Origin of the sequence: Pseudomonas sp. B3G-3, assembly GCF_028640915.1 — a bacterium.
In the GTDB taxonomy this organism is placed as follows: Bacteria; Pseudomonadota; Gammaproteobacteria; order Pseudomonadales; family Pseudomonadaceae; genus Aquipseudomonas; species Aquipseudomonas chlororaphis_I.
In genome coordinates this window covers 60,886-80,308 of sequence record NZ_JAQZAB010000096.1, presented here as the reverse complement: position 1 = coordinate 80,308, position 19,423 = coordinate 60,886, and the positions used below count along the sequence as shown (strand labels likewise).

Below are 19,423 nucleotides of genomic sequence, written 5' to 3'. Positions count from 1 at the left end.
ACGGGGTTAAAGATTAAACACTTGTATGAACTTTATCTCCTGCGTACCTTGAAGCGGCTGTCGAGCGGGCATAATCTGGCCCGCACGTGTCACCGCAATTACGTTGCTCGATGCTGTTCTGCCTGGCCGGATGCTGATGTTCAGTCCAGTGACGGATTCAGAGCGGCATGACCCATAAGGGAAGAGAGATCGCCATGCTCGAAAGTTGTCAGAATGCTCAGGAACGCTGGGGTGGAGTGCATCTGCTGATCGATCGCTGGTTGCAGGAGCGTCACGAACTGGTTCGGGCCTATGATGCTCTCGGCGCGGAGCCTGAGGCGCTGGCTGAAAACCGACAGCCGCTGCAGGAGTTCTGCGCAATTCTGGTGGACTACGTCTCCGCCGGCCACTTTGAAATCTACGAGCAGCTGACCGGCGAGGCCAAGGCCTTCAACGACAAGCGCGGGCTCGAACTGGCCGAAACCATTTATCCTCGGATCGATGTCATCACTGAAAAGCTGTTGGCGTTCAACGATTTGTGCGACGAAGGAAAATGCGTGGCGGAGAAGTTCAAGGAGCTGGGTGGTCTGCTGCATGAGCGCTTCGAGCTGGAAGATTGCCTGATCGAAGTGCTGCACAACGCTCACAAGGAAGAGGCCGCCGTTCAGGCCTGACTTGCAGCGAAAGCTTTACCGAAACGGTGCGCATTGCGCACCGTTTTTCGTTTCTGCGCCCCTTAGCCGCTAGCCCCCAACAGCTCGATTTCAAACACCAGGGGTGTGTAAGGCGCGATCAGGTCGCCTGCGCCGTCGGCGCCGTAAGCCTGGGCCGAAGGAATCACCAGGCGCCACTTCGCCCCCGTCGGCATCTGCTGCAAGGCACTGCGCCATCCGGCAATCACACTGTCCAGGTGAAACCACTGCGGCTGCTGATTCTGATCGAACACCGTGCCGTCAGGCAGGCGTCCGATGTAGCGAACCTGTACCGAACCATTGGCACCCGGCCGTGCTCCACTGCCGGGTGCCAACTCGGTCAGCAGGATGCCGTTTTCCAGTTCGCGTACGCCCGGCTTGGCTTTTTCGGCCGAGAGAAAACGTTGTTCGTTTTCCAGCGCCACTTCGATTCGCGGCTTGCCCGCTTGCTCGCTGACCTGTGCCTCATGCTGGGCGAGGATCTGTTCGATGCGCTCGTCCTTGAGTGCCAGAGGCTTGCCTTGGTAGGCCTGTTTCAAGCCCTCCACCAATGCCTGGATCTGCAGGTCCGGCACCTCCTGGCGCAGGCGTTCGCCGAGGCTGGCACCCAGGCTGTAGGCGAGATCGTGAGCATCGTTTTTCTGCGAATCTTCGGCGGCCTGAGCCAGTGGCAACAACACACACAAGGATAAAAAAAGGTAACGCGACATGGGCGCTCTCCGGCCTGAGACGAGGTGGATTATGCCAGCGTGGGTGTGGCGGCTGGTGAGTAACTTTCTTGTGCGCGAAGAACATTTTCGATCCTCTGCAACGCATGGCATTCGATACTGTCAACATGCCCTAGCGGCGGTAGCAGCAGAGGTCTAGTATGAGCCGCAACTCACGTCAGCCAGGAGGTAAACCATGTCGGCCAATAAGAAGCCTGTAAGTACTCCGTTGCATTTGCTCCAACAGCTTTCGGGCAGCCTGCTCGAACACTTGGAAAACGCTTGTTCTCAAGCCTTGGCTGATGCTGAAAAACTGCTCGCCAAACTGGAAAAGCAACGCGGTAAGGCACAGGAAAAACTGCACAAATCGCGCACCAAATTGCAGGACGCCGCGGCGGCCGGCAAGGCCAAGGCACAAGCCAAAGCCAAGGACGCAGTGAAAGAACTTGAAGACCTGCTCGATGCACTCAAGGCACGTCAATCCGAAACCCGCGCCTACATTCTGCAACTCAAGCGCGACGCTCAGGAAAGCCTGAAACTGGCCCAGGGCGTCGGTCGTGTGAAAGAAGCCGCAGCCAAGGTGCTGAGCACTCGCTCCGCCAAACCGGCAGCCGCTCCAGCACAGAAAGCCGCAGCCAAGCCAGCGGCAAAAGCCCCTGCCAAAGCTGCTGCTAAAGCACCGGTAAAAGCTGCCAGCAAACCGGCCGCCAAACCTGCTGCCAAGCCAGTGGCGAAAACCGCCGCTGCCAAACCTGCAGCTGCCAAGCCAGCGGCTAAACCGGCTGCTGCAAAAGCCCCTGCGAAAGCTGCCGCCAAACCTGCTGCGAAAACAGCGGCTGCCAAACCGGCTGCAGCGAAACCCGCTGCCAAGCCAGCAGCAAAACCTGCGGCCAAACCCGCCGCCAAGCCCGCGGCTAAAACCGCAGCGGCCAAGCCTGCAGCTGCCAAGCCAGCGGCTAAACCGGTGGCGGCAAAAACTGCTGCGAAGCCGGCCGCCAAACCGGCTGCGGCAAAAGCTCCGGTGAAGGCGGCAGCTAAACCTGCAGCGAAACCCGCCGCCAAGCCCGCGGCCAAACCTGCAGCAGCCAAGCCGGCGGCTTCCACTGCCGCCAAGCCAGCAGCGGCTAAACCCGCTGCAGCAAAACCAGCCGCCAAGCCTGCGGCAAAACCCGCTGCCAAGCCGGCTGCAAAACCAGCCGCGAAGAAGCCTGTCGCCGCCAAACCTGCCGCAGCCAAACCGGCCACCGCTCCAGCGGCCGCCAGGCCAGTCACCCCGGCAACCCCGGCTGCCAAGCCGGCGGCACCGGTATCTTCGCCCGCTCCAGCGGCTGCTGCTGCGCCAGTTTCGGCTCCGACTGCCGCGCCTGCCAACACCACGCCAACCAGCGCTTCCTAAGCGCCGGTCACCGCGACGCGCAGCGCCTGCAGCGCGTCGCGGTTGAGGTTGGCGGCTTCGGCCGCCAGTCCTTCCAGCCAGTTCGTCAGATCCTGCGCTTCATCCTCCGACCATTCCCCCGCCAGCGCTTCCAGGCGCAGCAGCAGTTGCCGCTCGGCCTCCAGCTCCAATGCCTTGACCTGTTCGCGCAAGACCGCCAGTTCCGGATCCGCGCTCGCGGCCGGGCGCCATTGCGTGCGCAGCTGGCGCAGCGGCCTGACGACTTCGTCGTGCCAGGGCTGGCCCAGGCTCCGCAGCTGTTGCAGGCGCTGTGCAGTGCAGGTCACCCCGCGCGCGCCGAGCCAGGCTGCGCAGAGTAAAAGACAGACATTGGCCCCGGCCGCCTGGAGGTCCAGGCAGGCTTCTTCGACGCCTGGGCGGGCGTAGGTCTTGAGGGTGAAGCTCCACAGGTCAGAGGACATATTGCTACTCGCGCCAGTTGCGAACGAAGCTGGTAGACTCCGCCGCCATTATGATTCGACTTCAGAACCTGACTTTACAGCGTGGTCCGCAACGTCTGCTAGAAGACGCCGAGCTGACCCTGCACGCCGGCCAGAAAGCCGGCCTGATCGGTGCCAACGGCGCCGGCAAATCCAGCCTGTTCGCCTTGCTGCGTGGCGAGTTGCACCCGGATTCGGGCGACTGCTTCCTGCCCGCCGACTGGCGCATCGCCCATATGCGCCAGGAGGTCGACACCCTCGAGCGGCTGGCGGTCGACTACGTGCTCGATGGCGACCTGCGCCTGCGTCAGGTGCAGCGTGAGCTGGCCGCCGCCGAAGCGGCCCATGACGGTGCGGCCCTGGCACGCCTGCATGCCGAGCTGGACAGCGCCGACGGTTATACCGCCGACGCCCGGGCGCGCAAGTTGCTGGCTGGGCTGGGCTTCAGCAACGAGCAGATGGACCGTCAGGTCGGCGACTTCTCCGGTGGCTGGCGGATGCGCCTGAACCTGGCGCAGGCGCTGATGTGCCCGTCGGACCTGCTGCTGCTCGACGAACCGACCAACCACCTGGACCTCGATGCGATCCTCTGGCTGGAGGACTGGCTCAAGGGCTACCCCGGCACCTTGTTGCTGATTTCCCACGACCGCGATTTCCTCGATGCCGTGGTCGACCATGTGGCTCACGTCGATCAGCGCAAGATCACCCTCTATCGCGGTGGCTACAGCGCCTTCGAGCGGGCCCGTGCCGAACGCCTGGCGCAACAGCAGCAAGCCTACGAGAAGCAGCAGGCGCAACGCGCGCACATGGAAAAGTACATTGCGCGCTTCAAGGCCCAGGCCACCAAGGCCCGCCAGGCCCAGAGCCGGATCAAGGCCCTGGAGCGGATGGAAGAGCTGTCCGCCGCCCACGTCGACTCGCCGTTCGACTTCGTTTTCCGCGAATCGGAAAAGATCTCCAGCCCGCTGCTCGATCTGTCCGATGCCCGCCTGGGTTACGGCGAGAAGACCGTGCTGGAGAAGGTCAAGCTGCAACTGACCCCGGGTGCGCGCATCGGTCTGCTCGGCCCCAACGGCGCCGGCAAGTCGACCCTGATCAAGAACCTCTCCGGCGAGCTGTCGCCGCTGGGCGGCCGCCTGACCCGTGGCGAGAACACCGTGGTCGGCTACTTCGCCCAGCACCAGCTGGACTCGCTCGACGCCAAGGCCAGCCCGTTGCTGCATTTGCAGCGCCTGGCGCCGACCGAGCGCGAGCAGACCCTGCGCGATTTCCTCGGCGGCTTCGACTTCCGCGGCGCGCGTATCGACGAGCCGGTGCTGAACTTCTCCGGTGGCGAAAAGGCGCGCCTGGCCCTGGCCCTGATCGCCTGGGACCGCCCTAACCTGTTGCTGCTCGACGAACCGACCAACCACCTGGACCTGGAGATGCGCCTGGCCCTGACCATGGCCCTGCAAGAGTTCAGCGGCGCGGTACTGGTGGTCTCCCACGACCGTCACCTGCTGAAAAGCACCACCGACAACTTCTTCCTGGTGGCTGACGGCAAGGTCGAGGAGTTCGACGGCGACCTGGACGACTACGCACGCTGGCTGGTGGACTACCGCCAGCGCAACGCGCCGGTCAGCACGACCACGGTCAACCCGGACAAGACCGACAAGAAGGCCCAGCGCCAGGCAGCCGCGGCCCTGCGCCAGCAGCTGGCCCCGCACAAGCGCGAAGCCGACAAGCTGGAAACCGAGCTGGGCAAGGTCCACGAGCGGCTGGCGAAAATCGAAGCCAGCCTTGGCGACAGCGGTGTCTACGAAGCGGCTCGCAAGGATGAATTGCGTGATCTGCTGGCCGAGCAGGCCAAGCTGAAGGTGCGCGAAGGCGAACTGGAAGAGGCCTGGATGGAAGCCCTGGAACTGCTGGAAAGCATGCAGGCGGAACTGGAAGCCTTGTCCTGATGGAAGCGTTCAAGCTGCCTGTGCCGATCACGTGGGTCGAGCCGCTGTGGGTCACAGTGCAAATCCTGCTGATCCTGCTGGCTGGCTACATCACCCAGCGTTTTGTCGCGCGCTGCCTGACCCGCCTGGGTGAACGTTATCCGTTCCCGCCGCAGCTGCTGATGCCGCTGCGCGGTGGCTTGCGCTGGCTGATCATGGGCAGTGCGCTGATCTTCGTGCTGGAGCGGCTCGGGGTGTCGGCGACGGTGCTCTGGACTGCCCTGTCCGGTTTTGTCGCGGTGGCGGCGGTGGCCTTCTTCGCCATGTGGAGCGTGCTGTCCAACCTGCTGTGCGCCATCCTGATCTTTACCGTGGGCCCGTTCCGCATCGGCGATGTGGTCGAGCTGGTGGACACCCTCGACAAACCGGGCATCAAGGGCCGGGTGGTGGCAATCAACCTGCTGTACACCTCGTTGATCGAGGCCGAGGAAGCCGGCACCGGCGGCGTCATGGTGCAAGTGCCCAACAGCCTGTTCTTCCAGCGTTCGGTGCGCCGTTGGCGTGGCAGCGATGCGCTGTCGATAGGCTCCGGCGAGAAATAGTCCCCCTGTACCGTCCCTGTGGCCGCTGCCGAGCATCGCGAGGCTGCGATCGGCTGCGAAGCAGACGCGCTCTTGAGATCGCAGGAAGGTCCTGCGGACCTTAGCGCAGCCTTCGGCAGCGGCTACAGTCGGTCAGGGGTATCTGTCCGACAAAAATCTATGGTCATCCGCCCGCCGGCGCATTAGCTTAGGCGTCTACGACGAATTCGAGCCGAGGTGTGCGATGGTTCTTGAGACATGGCTGGCGTTTTTTGCCGCCTGCTGGGTGATCAGCCTTTCCCCGGGGGCCGGCGCGATTGCGTCGATGTCCTGCGGTCTGCAATACGGTTTCTGGCGCGGTTACTGGAACGCCCTGGGCCTGCAACTGGGCCTGGCCATGCAGATCGCGATTGTCGCCGCCGGCGTGGGGGCGATTCTCGCGGCATCCTCGACCGCCTTCTACGCGATCAAATGGTTCGGCGTGGCTTACCTGGTCTACCTCGCGGTCAAACAGTGGCGCGCGCTGCCCAGCGACCTGAGCGACGACGCCGCGATCCGGCCGATCGGCAAACCCCTGGCCCTGGTGTTCCGCGGGTTCCTGGTCAACATCAGCAACCCCAAGGCGCTGGTGTTCATGCTGGCGGTCCTGCCGCAGTTCATCGATCCCCACGCGCCGCTGGTGAAGCAGTACCTGATCCTCGGCGCGACCATGATCGCCGTCGACCTGATCGTCATGGCCGGCTACACCGGCCTGGCTTCCAAGGTCCTGCGCATGCTGCGCACGCCGACCCAGCAACGCCGGATGAACCGCACCTTCGCCGGTCTGTTCCTCGGCGCCGCCGGCTTGCTGGCGACCATTCGCAAAGCGCCGGTCTAAGAGACTCGCCCTACAAAAAGGCGCCTATCGAGGGCGCCTTTTTTATGGCTGTGTCCCCGGGGGATCCGGGAGCATGAACCGGTCCCGGTGATGTCCGGATTTATTTCATCTTTGTTCAGGAAACCCCGGACCCCAGGTGATTCAAGGCTTTGGCCAGGCATCAGGCGCGACTGCGTCTGGGTGTCGCGCGTGACAACGCTTGAGTGAAACTCATTGGAAGTGAACAATGTGTTACTTCGTATTTCCATTTGAGATTCGTTCATGACTGCCCCCTCCCGTTTCCTGGCGTGGCTCGTGCTGCCGCTATTGGCCCTGTGCAGCGCCAACCTGCTGGCGGACACCGTAGAAGGCGCGCCCAAGGCGCTGCACCTGCTCGACTACATTGGTGCGGACTACCCACCGACGGTAGAGGCGGGCAAGGTCATTGATGACTCCGAGTACCGTGAGCAGGTCGAGTTTCTCGGCGTGTTGCAGGGGCTGGTCGCCGATTTGCCGGCCAAGCCGGAGAAGGCCGAGCTGGAGCAGGGCATCGCCAGCCTGAACGAGGCGGTCAAGGCCAAGGCGGACGGTGCCCTCGTCGCCCGCCAGGCGCGGCAGTTGGGTGCCAGGCTGGCGGTGGCCTATGAGGTCAGCCAGGCCCCGATCATCACTCCGGACCCGAGCCGTGGCGCGCCTTTGTATGCCCAGCACTGCTCGGTGTGTCACGGTGACACCGGTGCCGGCGACGGCCCGGCCGGGGTCGGCCTGACGCCGCCACCGGCCAACCTGCGGGATGCGGCGCGCACGGATCACCTGAGCCTCTACGCGATCTACAACACCCTCGGCCTGGGCGTCGAAGGCACCGACATGCCGTCGTTCGCCGATCAGCTGGACGACCGCCAGCGCTGGGACCTGGCGACCTATATCGCCGGCTTCACCGCCGACCCGGCCGCGGCGAAGGGCGACAAGAGCTACAACCTCGCCGACCTGGCCCGCCAGACCCCAAGCGAAGTAGAGGCCGCCGAAGGCCCGCAGGCCGCGGCCACCTTCCGTGCCCAGCGCGCCCAGCCACCACAGGTCAAGCGCGGCCCGGCGCAACTGCTCGACTACACCGCCTCGACCCTGGACAAGAGCCTGGCCGCCTACCGCGCCGGTGACCGCGAACAGGCCTACGACCTGTCGGTGGCGGCGTACCTGGAAGGCTTCGAGCTGGTGGAAAGCTCCCTCGACAACGTCGACGCCAACGTGCGCAAGGACACCGAGAAAGCCCTGATGGCCTATCGTCAGGCGCTGCAGGACGGCTTGCCGGCAGAGCAGGCCGAGCAGCGTCTGGCTGCCGCCAAGGCCAAGCTGACAGAGTCGGCGGGCCTGCTGGGCAGCGACGGCCTGAGCTGGTCGCTGAGCTACATTTCCGGCCTGCTGATCCTGTTGCGCGAGGGCCTGGAAGCGATCCTGGTGCTGGCGGCGATCCTGGCCTTCCTGCGCAATACCGGCCAGCAATCGGCGGTGCGCAGCGTCAACGTCGGCTGGGCCCTGGCCTTGCTGGCCGGCCTGGCAACCTGGGCGCTGGCGGCCTATGTGATCGACGTCAGCGGCTCCCAGCGCGAGTTGCTGGAAGGCGCCACGGCCTTGTTCGCCAGTGTCATGGTGCTGTGGCTCGGCGTGTGGATGCACGACCGTCGGCACGCGGCGGCCTGGCAGGACTACATCAAGAGCAGCCTGGTGGGCGGTGGAGGCCGGTTCGGCTTTGCGGTGCTGGCGTTCTTCTCGGTCTATCGCGAGCTGTTCGAAGTGATCCTGTTCTACGAAACCCTGTGGCTGCAGGCCGGCCCGGCGGGCCACAACGCGGTGCTGGCCGGCGGCGCCACGGCGCTGGTGCTGCTGTTCGGCCTGGCCTGGGTGATCCTGCGCGGTTCGGCCAAGCTGCCGCTGGCCCTGTTCTTCGGCATCAACGCGGCATTGCTGTGCGCCTTGTCGGTGGTGTTTGCCGGGCATGGCGTCAAGGCGCTGCAGGAGGCCGGAGTCTTCGGTACGCGGCCGGTGGCGTTCTTCGACTTCGACTGGCTGGGCATTCACGCCGATGCCTACTCGCTGACGGCACAGGCGGTGGCGATCGTGGCGATCATTGTGCTCTACAGTCGCAGCCGCATTGCCGAGAAACGGCGGCCCCAGGTTTCCTGAGGCATCCGTTTCGCTCATTATCGCGGGCAAGCCGCGCGCCCACAGTTCATCGAGATCTGTAGGCGCGCGGCTTGCCCGCGATGCTTTCAGAGGAATAACGCAATGCGTGTGTGGATCGATGCCGACGCCTGCCCCAAGGCGGCGAAGGACCAGGTGGTGAGGTTTGCCCTCAAGCGTCAGTTCGAGTTGGTGCTAGTGGCGGGGCAGCCGCAGATCAAGCCGGCCTTTGCCTGCGTCAAGCTGATCGTGGTGCCCAGCGGCCCGGATGCGGCCGACGACTACCTGGTGGAACACGCAGTGCCGGGCGAACTGGTGATCTGCAGCGACGTGCCCCTGGCCGACCGCCTGGTGAAGAAAGGCGTCGCCGCCCTCGACCCGCGGGGCAAGGAATTCGATGCGCAGAACATGGGTGAGCGGCTGGCGGTGCGTAACCTGTTTACCGATCTGCGCGAGCAGGGGCAGGTCGGTGGTGGGCCAGGCGCTTATGGGGACCGCGAGAAGCAGGCCTTCGCCAATGCCCTGGACCGCATCCTGACGCGGCTGGCGCGCCAGGCCTGACGATTCCCGCGAGGCGAGGGCGCTTGCCGGCTCGCCACGGCTTTTGGGTTACTCGTCGTTTTCGTGGGTCAGTTCCAGCACCCGATCCACCAGCTTATTGATCCCCGCCGCCGCTTCGCTGATGGACTGCGCGAGCATGTAGGCCGGGGTGCTGACCAGCTTGCGTGCCTTGTCCTCGATGATGTCGCCGACGGCGCACTCTGTGTGGGTCGCGCCCATCTTGCTGACGGCGGCCGCGGTGTCGGCGTCGTTGCCAATGGTGCAGGTGACGCCCGGGCCGTAGATCTTCGCCGCCAAGGCCGGCGAGATGCAGATCAGGCCCACCGGCTTGCCGGCTTCGGCGAAGGCTTCGGTCAGCGCCAGGACATCCGGCTGGACCGTGCAGCCGGCCCCTTCCACGGCGAAGTTGGAAAGGTTTTTCGCCGCGCCGAAGCCGCCGGGCACGATCAGTGCGTCGAAGTCTTCGGCGTCGGCCTCACGAATGTCTTTCACCTGGCCACGGGCGATGCGCGCCGATTCCACCAGGACATTGCGCGACTCGGGCATCTCTGCGCCGGTCAGGTGGTTGATCACATGCAACTGGGCGATGTTCGGGGCGAAGCACTGCACTTGGGCGCCGCGCTGGTCCAAGCGCAGCAGGGTGATGACGCTTTCATGGATCTCGGCACCGTCGTAGACGCCACAGCCGGAAAGGATCACTGCAACTTTTTTGCTCATGGTTTTTTCTCCAGATTCATGGCGTTAAATGTCCACTAATTTGTCGCCCGTTGCCATAGGGTTATCCCGCCGCCCGACCTAATCTTCGATCAGGATTCCGATCAGGTCGTGTCATGAATTTCATTCTTTATGCGGTGCCGTTCTTCTTTGTGCTGATCGCCCTCGAGCTGCTGGTCGACCGCTGGCGGGGGGTGAACAACTATCGGGTCGCGGACGCCATCAACAGCCTCAGCACCGGGGCCTTGTCGACCACCACCGGGCTGTTGACCAAGGGGGTCGGCCTGGTGACCTACGCCTTTGCCCTGGAACACCTGGGGCTCTTCAGCCTGTCGGCCGAGAGCGCCTGGGTCTGGGTGTTCGCCTTTGTCCTCTACGACTTCTGCTACTACTGGCTGCACCGCATGGGCCATGAGCGCAACATTCTCTGGGCGGCGCATTCGGTGCATCACCAGAGCGAGGACTACAACCTCTCCACGGCATTGCGCCAGACCAGCACCGGCTTCCTGCTGAGCTGGATCTTCTACCTGCCGATGGCCGTGCTGGGGGTGCCGCTGCTGGTGTTTGTCAGCGTGGGGGCGTTGAACCTGCTGTATCAGTTCTGGGTGCACACCCGGCACATTCCCAAGCTCGGCTGGTTCGAATGGTTTTTCGTCTCGCCGTCCAATCATCGGGCCCACCATGCACAGAACGCTCTCTACATGGATCGCAACTACGGCGGCGTGTTCATTATTTGGGACCGGCTGTTCGGCACCTTTCAGGAGGAGGACGACAACGAGCCGGTGATCTTCGGCGTCACCACGCCCCTGGCCAGTTGGAACCCGGTGTGGGCCAACCTGCAGTTCTATGCCCAGTTGCTCGATGATGCGCGGCGTGCCGAGCGCGTTTGGGACAAGCTGCGGATCTGGTTCATGCGCACCGGCTGGCGCCCGGCGGATGTGGCGGCCAAATACCCGCTGCGCAAGCCGGACCTGAGCCAGTTCCGCAAGTTCGAGGTGCCGCTGGATGTCTGGCAGCAGGGGTATGTGGTGTTGCAGTTCGCGGTGTACGCCGCCTTTGGCAGCTACCTGATGAACCTGGGCGACAGCCTGCCGGTCGCGGCCCTGGTGCTGGGCTGGAGCGCCATGGCCTTCGGTCTGTTCGTGCTGGGGGTGGCGCTGGAGAATCGCCCGTGGGCGCTGAAGATGGAGTTGCTGCGGCTGGCGTCGAACCTGCCGCTGGTGTGGCTGGCGCCCCTGGTCGGGCTGTGGCCGGCCAGCGCCTTGGGCTGGGTCGGCCTGATCAGTTACAGCCTGCTCAGTGGCATTGCGCTTTACTGCTGTCGGGGCCGCCTTACTCGACTGGCGTCTTAGACTTGCAGCAATCGTTCTGCTCGTTCTGCTTGACCTGTTCGGCTTCGTAGATCGCCTTGGCCAGCCGCGCATTCTTGAAGCGGCGGCGCAGCCACAGGGCAAAGCCCAGGACCAGCAAGGCGCCGAGCACCCACAGTTCGTATTTCTTGATGCTGCCCAGCATGCCTTCGAGCACGGCGCCGAAGTGATAGGCCGCGGCGGCCAGGGCGGCGGCCCAGATCGCCGCGCCAATGCCGTTGAGCAACAGATAACGTCCCGGCGGATACCCCGACAGGCCGATGGCCACCGGCATCACGGTGCGCAGGCCGTAGACGAAGCGGAAGCTCAGCACCCAGATGTCCGGATGCTTGCGGATATGCTCCAGCGCCCGATCGCCCATCAATTGCCAGCGCGGCTTGCGCGCCAGGAGCTTGCGCCCGTGCTTGCGTCCCAGGAAGTACCACAGCTGGTCGCCGGCATAGCTGCCGAAGAAGGCCACGACTACCACCAGGTTGATGTCCATGTATCCGCGAAACGCGAGGAAACCGGCCAGAACCAGGATGGTCTCGCCTTCGAAGAATGTGCCGAGAAAGAGGGCGAAGTAGCCGAATTCCTGAAGAAATTGTTGGAGCATTGTCTGGATGCTGGCGAAATGAACGCGCAGCCTAACCCTTCGAGCCCATGGAGGAAAGTATCCAAATGTGTCTCGACGTGAACAAATGCTGGCTGGACAATAGCTGCGACTACCGGTCACAGGGTTAAGCACAACTGTCATCCGTTCGTCATAATGGGCGCTTATAACTGTCACGCTCGCCCGCCTGCGCGGGCTCAGGAGTCTGTCGTGAGCTTTACCCCAGCCAACCGTTTGTTTCCTGCCACCCGCCTGCGTCGCAATCGTCGTGATGATTTTTCTCGTCGCCTGGTTCGTGAAAACGTCCTGACCACCGACGACCTGATCCTGCCGGTATTCGTGCTCGACGGTGAGAATCGCCGGGAAGCGGTGGCCTCGATGCCGGGCGTCGAACGCCTGACCATCGACCTTCTGCTGGAGGAAGCTGCGCAGTGGGTCGAGCTGGGGATTCCCGCGCTGGCGTTGTTCCCGGTGACCCCGGCGCAGCTCAAGTCGCTGGACGCCGCCGAAGCCTGGAACCCGAACGGCATTGCCCAGCGCGCCACCCGCGCGCTGCGTGAGCGTTTCCCCGAGCTGGGGGTGATCACCGACGTGGCGCTCGACCCGTTCACCACTCACGGCCAGGACGGCATCCTCGACGAAGAAGGCTATGTGCAGAACGACATCACCGTCGACGCGCTGGTCAAGCAAGCCCTGTCCCATGCCGAAGCCGGCGCCCAGGTGGTCGCGCCTTCGGACATGATGGACGGCCGCATCCAGGCGATCCGCGAAGCACTGGAACTGGCCGGGCACGTCAACGTGCGGATCATGGCCTATTCGGCCAAGTACGCCAGCGCCTATTACGGCCCGTTCCGCGACGCGGTCGGTTCGGCGCTGAACCTGGGCAAGGCCAACAAGGCCTCCTACCAGATGGACCCGGCCAACAGCCACGAAGCCCTGCATGAAGTGGCCGCCGACCTCGCCGAAGGCGCAGACATGGTCATGGTCAAGCCGGGCATGCCGTACTTGGACATCCTTTTGCGGGTCAAGGATGAATTCAAGGTACCGACCTTTGTCTATCAGGTCAGCGGCGAATACGCCATGCACATGGCGGCGATCCAGAATGGCTGGTTGAGCGAAGGGGTTATCCTCGAATCCTTGACCGCCTTTAAACGCGCGGGTGCCGATGGCATCCTGACTTACTTTGCCGTTCGTGCTGCTCAATTGTTACGAGAGCAAAAATAGCCCTCCCAGGAACACGCGATGAATACCGAAGGACTCACTGAAGTTGCCGTAAAAGAAGCTCAACCCGTGGTCGAGCAGGTTGTTGAAACACCACCGGAGCTGGAAGCCCCGCCGGTGCAAGCGGACGCGCCGCATGTGGCGATGCCGACCCTGGTCATCCCGAGCCTGGATGACAGCAGCCTGTATATCCATCGCGAGCTGTCGCAACTGCAGTTCAACATCCGCGTGCTGGAACAGGCGCTGGACGAGTCCTACCCGTTGCTGGAGCGCCTGAAGTTCCTGCTGATCTTCTCCAGCAACCTGGACGAGTTCTTCGAGATCCGCGTCGCCGGCCTGAAGAAGCAGATTACCTTCGCCCGTGAACAGGCCGGTGCCGATGGCCTGCAACCGCACCAGGCCCTGGCGCGCATCAGCGACCTGGTGCACGGTCACGTCGACCGCCAGTACGCGATCCTCAACGACATTCTGTTGCCGGAGCTGGAGAAACATCAGGTCCGCTTCATCCGTCGCCGTTACTGGACCACCAAGCTCAAGACCTGGGTCCGTCGCTACTTCCGCGACGAGATCGCGCCGATCATCACCCCGATCGGCCTCGACCCGACCCACCCGTTCCCGCTGCTGGTGAACAAGAGCCTGAACTTCATCGTCGAGCTCGAAGGGATCGACGCCTTCGGTCGCGACTCCGGCCTGGCGATCATCCCGGCGCCGCGCCTGCTGCCGCGGATCATCAAGGTGCCGGAAGAAGTCGGCGGCCCTGGCGACAACTATGTATTCCTCTCGTCGATGATCCACGCCCACGCCGATGACCTGTTCCAGGGCATGAAGGTAAAGGGCTGCTATCAGTTCCGCCTGACCCGCAACGCCGACCTGGCGGTGGACACCGAGGACGTCGAAGACCTGGCCCGCGCCCTGCGCGGCGAGCTGTTCTCCCGTCGTTACGGCGATGCGGTGCGTCTGGAAGTGGCCGACACCTGCCCGAAACATCTGTCCGACTACCTGCTCAAGCAGTTCAACCTGAGCGAGACCGAGCTGTACCAGGTCAACGGTCCGGTGAACCTGACGCGCCTGTTCAGCATCACCGGCCTGGACAGCCATCCGGAGCTGCAATACACGCCGTTCACCCCGCAGATTCCCAAGCTGCTGCAGAACAGCGAGAACATCTTCAGCGTGATCAGCAAGCAGGACATCCTGCTGCTGCACCCGTTCGAGTCCTTCACCCCGGTGGTCGACCTGCTGCGCCAGGCGGCCAAGGACCCGCACGTGCTGGCGGTGCGCCAGACCCTGTACCGCAGCGGCGCCAACTCGGAAATCGTCGATGCGCTGGTGGACGCGGCGCGTAACGGCAAGGAAGTCACCGCGGTGATCGAGCTGCGCGCGCGTTTCGACGAAGAGTCCAACCTGCAACTGGCCAGCCGCCTGCAAGCGGCCGGCGCGGTGGTGATCTACGGCGTGGTCGGCTTCAAGACCCACGCCAAGATGATGCTGATCCTGCGTCGCGAATCCGGTGAGATCGTGCGCTACGCCCACCTGGGCACCGGCAACTACCACGCCGGCAACGCCCGCCTGTACACCGACTACAGTCTGCTGACGTCCGACGATGCCTTGTGCGAAGACGTCGGCAAGCTCTTCAGCCAGTTGATCGGCATGGGCAAGACCCTGCGCATGAAGAAGCTGCTGCATGCGCCCTTCACCCTGAAGAAGGGCATGCTCGACATGATCGCCCGGGAGACCCAGTTCGCCCTGGACGGCAAGCCGGCGCACATCATCGCCAAGTTCAACTCGCTGACCGATCCGAAGATCATCCGCGCGCTGTACAAGGCCAGCCAGTCGGGCGTGCGTATCGACCTGGTGGTGCGGGGCATGTGCTGCCTGCGTCCGGGGATCGCCGGCGTGTCGCACAACATCCATGTGCGTTCGATCATCGGTCGCTTCCTGGAGCACACCCGGGTGTTCTATTTCCTCAATGGCGGCGAGGAGCAGATGTTCCTGTCTAGCGCCGACTGGATGGAGCGCAACCTCGACAAGCGTGTCGAGACCTGCTTCCCGGTCGAGGGCAAGAAGCTGATCCTGCGGGTCAAGAAGGAGCTGGAAAGTTATCTCACCGATAACACCCACAGCTGGAGCCTGCAGTCGGACGGCCGCTACATCCGCAACACGCCGACCGGCAACCAGAACCCGCGCAGCGCCCAGGCCACATTGCTGGAGCGCCTGAGCAACCCGGTGCTGGCGGTGCGCTGAGCACCTCAGGTGCCGCCAACAAAAAGGCCAGCCCGAACATCGGGCTGGCCTTTTTGTTGTTATATCGCTTGGCTGGGGATTGTAGGAGCCGGCTTGCCGGCGAGGCGTCCTCAAGGCTGATGCAGGGCTCGAGGGCCTCTTCGCCGGCAAGCCGGCTCCTACGCAGAGATCAGTGCACGTTGAGGGTGATGCCGACCCGGGTCAGCCATTCCGCTTCCAGGGCGAAGTCGGCCTGGGTCAGCTGGTTCTCGTCCAGCCAGTTTGCCGGGAACATCACCTCCAGGCTGTCGCCGGCGGCGTGCAGCTTTACCTGGGGCATTTCCTGGGTGCCGCGGATGTGGTGGAACAGGATGGCGAAACGCAGCAGCACGCACAGGCGAATCAGCTTGCTGCCTTCCTCGCCGAATTCGGCGAACTTGTCCTTGGGAATGTTGCGGCGGTGGCCGCGTACCAGTAGCGCGAGCATTTGCTGGTCTTCGCGGGAGAAGCCGGCAAGGTCCGAGTGCTCGATCAGGTAGGCGCCATGCTTGTGGTAATGGTAGTGGGCGATGTCCAGGCCCACTTCATGGACCTTGGCGGCCCAGCCCAGCAGTTCGCGCCAGACGCCGTCCTCCAGGTCCCAGTCCTCGGCCACCTGGTCGAAGGCGTGGAGCGCCTTGCGCTCGACCCGGGCAGCCTGTTCCAGGTCGACGTGATAGCGCTCCATCAGCGAGCCAAGGGTGCGCTCGCGCACGTCTTCGTGGTGATGGCGGCCCAGCAGGTCGTAGAGCACGCCTTCGCGCAGGGCGCCTTCGCAATGGTCCATGCGCTGCAGTTCGAGGGCGTCGAAGATGGCTTCGAGAATCGCCAGGCCGGCCGGGAAGATCGCCCGGCGGTCCGGCTTGATGCCTTCGAAGTCGATTTTCTCCACGTCGCCCAGCTTGAACAGCCGGCGCTTGAGCCAGGCCAGGCCTTCGGCGTTGACTTCACCGCTGCCGTGGCCGCCGGCCTTGAGCGCCAGGCCGATGGCGCGGATGGTGCCCGAGGAGCCGATGGCTTCATCCCAGGTCAGGCGATGCAGGGCGTGTTCGATGCTCATGATTTCCAGGCGCGCCGCGGTGTAGGCCTGGGCGTAGCGCGCCGGGGTGATCTTGCCGTCGCGGAAATAGCGCTGGGTGAAGCTGACACAGCCCATTTGCAGGCTTTCGCGCAGCAGCGGCTCGAAGCGCTGGCCGATGATGAATTCGGTACTGCCGCCGCCGATGTCGGCGACCAGGCGTTTGCCCGGGGTGTCGGCGAGGGTATGGGACACGCCCAGGTAGATGAGGCGGGCTTCTTCACGACCGGAGATGACTTCCACCGGGTGGCCGAGGATCTCCTCGGCGCGGCGGATGAATTCGCCGCGGTTGCGGGCTTCGCGCAGGGCGTTGGTGCCGACGATACGCACCGCGCCCAAGGGCATGCCGTTGATCAGTTGGGCGAAGCGCTTCAGGCAATCGAGCCCGCGCTGCATGGATTCTTCGTTGAGTTGACGGTCTTCGTCGATCCCGGCGGCCAACTGCACCTTTTCACCGAGCCGCTCGAGAATGCGGATTTCATTATGGTGAGCCTTGGCCACGACCATGTGAAAGCTGTTGGAGCCCAGGTCGATGGCGGCGATCAGGGACAGATTCTTGGCTTGGGTTTGCGGCATGGTTTGGGGGTCTCGGTCGATAACCTTGCCATCCTGCCACGATCAATCGCTCGCGCCAACGCGCAGTGTCCAATGCGTTGATTCAACGCATGAATCCTTGCGCCACAGCTCCTGTAGCCGCTGCCGCAGGCTGCGCAGCAGGCGCTGTTCTTGAAGGCCCAGGAAGGCCCTGCGGGCCTTATCGCAGCCTGCGGCAGCGGCTACAGGTAGCATCAAGCGCTTTCGTTGGTCCCGATGAAGTTCGCCAGCTCCGGCGTCTGCGGGTTGGCGAATAGCACTTTCGGGTCGCCCACTTCATGCACCTTGCCCTGGTGCATGAACACCAGCTTGTCGCCCACTTCCCGGGCAAAACGCATCTCGTGGGTCACCATGATCAGGGTCATGCCGTCCTTGGCCAGCTGGCGCACCACGCTCAGGACTTCGTTGACCAGTTCCGGGTCGAGGGCCGAGGTGATCTCGTCGCACAGCAGCACCTTGGGCGACATGGCCAGGGCCCGGGCAATCGCTACCCGCTGCTGCTGGCCGCCGGACAGGCGGTCGGGGAAAGCGTCGAACTTCTCCTCCAGGCCGACCCGTTTCAGCATCTCGCGCGCCAGTTCGGCGGCCTTGGCCTTGGGCACCTTTTGCACCACTTGCGGCGCGAGCATGACGTTCTCGCCGACGGTCAGGTGTGGGAACAGGTTGAACTGCTGGAACACCATGCCGACCTTCTGCCGCAGGCTGCGCAGGTCGGCGCGGGCGGCGTCGAGGTATTCGCCGTCGACTTCGATGACCCCGTCGTTGATCGACTCCAGGCCGTTGAGGGTGCGCAGCAAAGTGCTCTTGCCCGAGCCGCTGCGGCCGATGATCGCCACCACCTGGCCTTCCTCGATACTGAGGTCGATGCCCTTGAGCACATGATGGTCGCCGTAATATTTATGCAGGGCGGAAATTCTAAGCAGAGGCATGCAGTCTCCTTTCCAGGTAGCGCGCACTGAGGGACAGGGGGTAGCACAGCAAGAAGTAACCGAGCGCCACCAGGCCGTAGACCATGAAGGGCTCGAAGGTGGCGTTGGCGAGCATGCCGCCGGTCTTGGTCAGCTCGGTGAAGCCGATGATCGAGGTCACCGCGGTGCCTTTGACCACCTGCACCGAAAAGCCCACGGTGGGCGCCACGGCGATCCGCAGAGCTTGTGGCAGGATCACATGGCGCAGCTGTTCATAAGGGTTGAGCGCCAGGCTGGAGGAGGCTTCCCACTGGCCGTTGGGGATCGAGTCGACGCAGCCGCGCCAGATCTCCGCCAGGTAGGCGCTGGTGAACAGCGTCAGGGCGATGGCCGCCGCCAGCCAGGGCGAGATATCCACCCCCAGCAGGGCGATGCCGAAGAACACCAGGAACAGCTGCATCAACAGCGGCGTGCCCTGGAACAGCTCGATGTACAGGCGGGCGAAATGGCAGGGGAAAGCCTTCTTGGAAATGCGCAGGGTCATGATCAGCAAGCCGATCAACCCGCCGCCGATAAAGGCCACCAGCGACAGCAGCAGGGTCCATTGCAGGCCGGTCAGCAGGTTGCGCACGATGTCCCAGAAGCTGAAATCACTCATTGGCTGCTCCTCGCGATATAGCGGCGCCCGACCCAGTTCAGCAGCTGCCGGATCAGCAGGGCCATGCACAGGTAGATCAGCGTGGTCAGGGCGTAGGTTTCAAAGGCGCGGAAGTTGCGCGACTGAATGAAGTTGGCGGCGAAGCTCAGCTCCTCGGTAGCGATCTGCGAACACACCGCCGAACCGAGCATGACGATGATGATCTGGCTGCTCAGGGCCGGCCACACCTTGCCCAGCGCCGGCAGCAACACCACGTGGCGGAAGGCTTCCAGGCGGGTCATGGCCAGGGCCGCCGCGGCTTCCAGCTGGCCGCGGGGGATGGCCTGGATGCCGGCGCGGATGATTTCCGTGGAGTAGGCGCCCAGGTTGATCACCATTGCCAGCACTGCCGCCTGCCACTCGGAGATCTGCAGCCCCAGGGACGGCAGGCCAAAGAAGATGAAGAACAGCTGCACCAGGAACGGGGTGTTGCGGATCAGCTCGACGTAGACGCCGAAGAGGGCCGAGAAGGGCTGGATCTTCCAGGCCCGCACCACCGCGCCGACGATACCCAGGCCGACCCCGAGCAGCGCGCCGATGGCGGTCAGCTCAAGGGTGAACAGGGCGCCGCGCAGCAGCAGGCCGGTGTTTTCCAGCACCGGTAGAAAGTCGAACTGATAAGCCATGGATAACCTCCGC

18 protein-coding genes are annotated in these 19,423 nt (G+C 63.8%); 10 read left to right on the top strand and 8 right to left on the bottom strand.

What is annotated here, in order from left to right:
• Window positions 1–194 precede the first annotated feature (194 nt).
• Entirely contained in the window at window positions 195–653 is a 459-nt protein-coding gene (locus PVZ80_RS11690; RefSeq protein ID WP_023967871.1) for an Rsd/AlgQ family anti-sigma factor, read from the top strand.
• A gap of 62 nt (window positions 654–715) precedes the next feature.
• Here the strand turns inward: PVZ80_RS11690 and PVZ80_RS11685 are convergent, their stop codons facing one another.
• On the bottom strand, window positions 716–1,381 hold the full coding sequence (locus tag PVZ80_RS11685; protein ID WP_273863912.1) for an FKBP-type peptidyl-prolyl cis-trans isomerase: 666 nt from the start codon (window positions 1,379–1,381) through the stop codon (window positions 716–718).
• A 193-nt stretch (window positions 1,382–1,574) separates the two neighbouring features.
• Between PVZ80_RS11685 and PVZ80_RS11680 the strand changes: the two genes are divergently transcribed.
• On the top strand, window positions 1,575–2,774 hold the full coding sequence (locus tag PVZ80_RS11680) for an AlgP family protein (RefSeq protein ID WP_273863911.1): 1,200 nt from the start codon (window positions 1,575–1,577) through the stop codon (window positions 2,772–2,774).
• On the opposite strand, the gene PVZ80_RS11675 is transcribed toward PVZ80_RS11680, so the two are convergent.
• On the bottom strand, window positions 2,771–3,235 hold the full coding sequence (locus PVZ80_RS11675; RefSeq protein ID WP_009051430.1) for a TIGR02444 family protein: 465 nt from the start codon (window positions 3,233–3,235) through the stop codon (window positions 2,771–2,773). The two genes, PVZ80_RS11680 and PVZ80_RS11675, sit on opposite strands and share 4 nt — an antisense overlap.
• Before the next feature lie 50 nt (window positions 3,236–3,285).
• Here PVZ80_RS11675 and PVZ80_RS11670 point away from each other — a divergent pair, with 50 nt between their 5' ends.
• The 5 genes from PVZ80_RS11670 (at window position 3,286) to PVZ80_RS11650 (ending at window position 9,351) form a co-directional block, all read left to right on the top strand.
• Window positions 3,286–5,196, top strand: coding sequence for an ATP-binding cassette domain-containing protein (locus PVZ80_RS11670; protein ID WP_063433363.1), 1,911 nt, complete (start codon window positions 3,286–3,288; stop codon window positions 5,194–5,196).
• Window positions 5,196–5,777 carry a mechanosensitive ion channel family protein gene (locus PVZ80_RS11665; RefSeq protein ID WP_009046137.1) on the top strand — a complete coding sequence of 194 codons (582 nt, stop codon included), beginning with the start codon at window positions 5,196–5,198 and terminating at the stop codon, window positions 5,775–5,777. The genes PVZ80_RS11670 and PVZ80_RS11665 overlap by 1 nt, the downstream gene beginning before the upstream one ends.
• A gap of 223 nt (window positions 5,778–6,000) precedes the next feature.
• Window positions 6,001–6,633: a LysE family transporter gene (locus tag PVZ80_RS11660; RefSeq protein WP_124314480.1), complete on the top strand. Its 633-nt coding sequence runs from the start codon at window positions 6,001–6,003 to the stop codon at window positions 6,631–6,633.
• Window positions 6,634–6,894: 261 nt separating this feature from the next.
• Window positions 6,895–8,793, top strand: a complete 1,899-nt coding sequence (locus PVZ80_RS11655; RefSeq protein ID WP_041985053.1) for an FTR1 family protein — start codon at window positions 6,895–6,897, stop codon at window positions 8,791–8,793.
• A 102-nt stretch (window positions 8,794–8,895) separates the two neighbouring features.
• Window positions 8,896–9,351 carry a YaiI/YqxD family protein gene (locus PVZ80_RS11650; protein WP_016703198.1) on the top strand — a complete coding sequence of 152 codons (456 nt, stop codon included), beginning with the start codon at window positions 8,896–8,898 and terminating at the stop codon, window positions 9,349–9,351.
• A gap of 48 nt (window positions 9,352–9,399) precedes the next feature.
• Here the strand turns inward: PVZ80_RS11650 and elbB are convergent, their stop codons facing one another.
• A complete protein-coding gene (gene elbB / locus PVZ80_RS11645) occupies window positions 9,400–10,068 on the bottom strand; it encodes an isoprenoid biosynthesis glyoxalase ElbB (RefSeq protein WP_101283906.1) in 669 nt (222 codons plus the stop codon).
• Window positions 10,069–10,181: 113 nt separating this feature from the next.
• Here elbB and PVZ80_RS11640 point away from each other — a divergent pair, with 113 nt between their 5' ends.
• Window positions 10,182–11,417 (top strand): sterol desaturase family protein, encoded by a 1,236-nt coding sequence (locus tag PVZ80_RS11640; RefSeq protein ID WP_273863910.1) that lies wholly within the window; start codon window positions 10,182–10,184, stop codon window positions 11,415–11,417.
• On the opposite strand, the gene PVZ80_RS11635 is transcribed toward PVZ80_RS11640, so the two are convergent.
• Complete coding sequence (locus PVZ80_RS11635) at window positions 11,398–12,030, bottom strand: DedA family protein (protein ID WP_009051424.1); 633 nt, start codon at window positions 12,028–12,030, stop codon at window positions 11,398–11,400. The genes PVZ80_RS11640 and PVZ80_RS11635 overlap by 20 nt on opposite strands.
• Window positions 12,031–12,237: 207 nt before the next feature.
• Here PVZ80_RS11635 and hemB point away from each other — a divergent pair, with 207 nt between their 5' ends.
• Together hemB and ppk1 are read left to right on the top strand one after the other, a co-directional pair.
• Entirely contained in the window at window positions 12,238–13,251 is a 1,014-nt protein-coding gene (gene hemB / locus PVZ80_RS11630) for a porphobilinogen synthase (RefSeq protein ID WP_110175272.1), read from the top strand.
• Window positions 13,252–13,269: 18 nt separating this feature from the next.
• Entirely contained in the window at window positions 13,270–15,489 is a 2,220-nt protein-coding gene (gene ppk1, locus PVZ80_RS11625) for a polyphosphate kinase 1 (RefSeq protein WP_009051422.1), read from the top strand.
• A 169-nt stretch (window positions 15,490–15,658) separates the two neighbouring features.
• Here the strand turns inward: ppk1 and ppx are convergent, their stop codons facing one another.
• The 4 genes from ppx to PVZ80_RS11605 form a co-directional block, all read right to left on the bottom strand.
• Entirely contained in the window at window positions 15,659–17,161 is a 1,503-nt protein-coding gene (gene ppx / locus PVZ80_RS11620; protein WP_009051421.1) for an exopolyphosphatase, read from the bottom strand.
• A gap of 212 nt (window positions 17,162–17,373) precedes the next feature.
• On the bottom strand, window positions 17,374–18,108 hold the full coding sequence (locus PVZ80_RS11615) for an amino acid ABC transporter ATP-binding protein (RefSeq protein WP_009051420.1): 735 nt from the start codon (window positions 18,106–18,108) through the stop codon (window positions 17,374–17,376).
• Window positions 18,095–18,745, bottom strand: coding sequence for an amino acid ABC transporter permease (locus PVZ80_RS11610; protein ID WP_028683680.1), 651 nt, complete (start codon window positions 18,743–18,745; stop codon window positions 18,095–18,097). The genes PVZ80_RS11615 and PVZ80_RS11610 overlap by 14 nt, the downstream gene beginning before the upstream one ends.
• On the bottom strand, window positions 18,742–19,410 hold the full coding sequence (locus PVZ80_RS11605; protein ID WP_007926722.1) for an amino acid ABC transporter permease: 669 nt from the start codon (window positions 19,408–19,410) through the stop codon (window positions 18,742–18,744). The genes PVZ80_RS11610 and PVZ80_RS11605 overlap by 4 nt, the downstream gene beginning before the upstream one ends.
• Window positions 19,411–19,423: the final 13 nt, after the last annotated feature.

Bases quoted from the DNA above. Each gene is read 5' to 3' on its own strand.
- PVZ80_RS11685 (WP_273863912.1), bottom strand. From the start codon at position 1,381: ATGTCGCGTTACCTTTTTTTATCCTTGTGTGTGTTGTTGCCACTGGCT.
- PVZ80_RS11640 (WP_273863910.1), top strand. From the start codon at position 10,182: ATGAATTTCATTCTTTATGCGGTGCCGTTCTTCTTTGTGCTGATCGCC.
- PVZ80_RS11655 (WP_041985053.1), top strand. From the start codon at position 6,895: ATGACTGCCCCCTCCCGTTTCCTGGCGTGGCTCGTGCTGCCGCTATTG.
- PVZ80_RS11660 (WP_124314480.1), top strand. From the start codon at position 6,001: ATGGTTCTTGAGACATGGCTGGCGTTTTTTGCCGCCTGCTGGGTGATC.
- elbB (WP_101283906.1), bottom strand. From the start codon at position 10,068: ATGAGCAAAAAAGTTGCAGTGATCCTTTCCGGCTGTGGCGTCTACGAC.
- ppk1 (WP_009051422.1), top strand. From the start codon at position 13,270: ATGAATACCGAAGGACTCACTGAAGTTGCCGTAAAAGAAGCTCAACCC.
- PVZ80_RS11665 (WP_009046137.1), top strand. From the start codon at position 5,196: ATGGAAGCGTTCAAGCTGCCTGTGCCGATCACGTGGGTCGAGCCGCTG.
- PVZ80_RS11675 (WP_009051430.1), bottom strand. From the start codon at position 3,235: ATGTCCTCTGACCTGTGGAGCTTCACCCTCAAGACCTACGCCCGCCCA.
- PVZ80_RS11680 (WP_273863911.1), top strand. From the start codon at position 1,575: ATGTCGGCCAATAAGAAGCCTGTAAGTACTCCGTTGCATTTGCTCCAA.
- PVZ80_RS11610 (WP_028683680.1), bottom strand. From the start codon at position 18,745: ATGAGTGATTTCAGCTTCTGGGACATCGTGCGCAACCTGCTGACCGGC.
- PVZ80_RS11670 (WP_063433363.1), top strand. From the start codon at position 3,286: ATGATTCGACTTCAGAACCTGACTTTACAGCGTGGTCCGCAACGTCTG.
- PVZ80_RS11650 (WP_016703198.1), top strand. From the start codon at position 8,896: ATGCGTGTGTGGATCGATGCCGACGCCTGCCCCAAGGCGGCGAAGGAC.
- PVZ80_RS11615 (WP_009051420.1), bottom strand. From the start codon at position 18,108: ATGCCTCTGCTTAGAATTTCCGCCCTGCATAAATATTACGGCGACCAT.
- ppx (WP_009051421.1), bottom strand. From the start codon at position 17,161: ATGCCGCAAACCCAAGCCAAGAATCTGTCCCTGATCGCCGCCATCGAC.
- PVZ80_RS11690 (WP_023967871.1), top strand. From the start codon at position 195: ATGCTCGAAAGTTGTCAGAATGCTCAGGAACGCTGGGGTGGAGTGCAT.
- PVZ80_RS11635 (WP_009051424.1), bottom strand. From the start codon at position 12,030: ATGCTCCAACAATTTCTTCAGGAATTCGGCTACTTCGCCCTCTTTCTC.
- PVZ80_RS11605 (WP_007926722.1), bottom strand. From the start codon at position 19,410: ATGGCTTATCAGTTCGACTTTCTACCGGTGCTGGAAAACACCGGCCTG.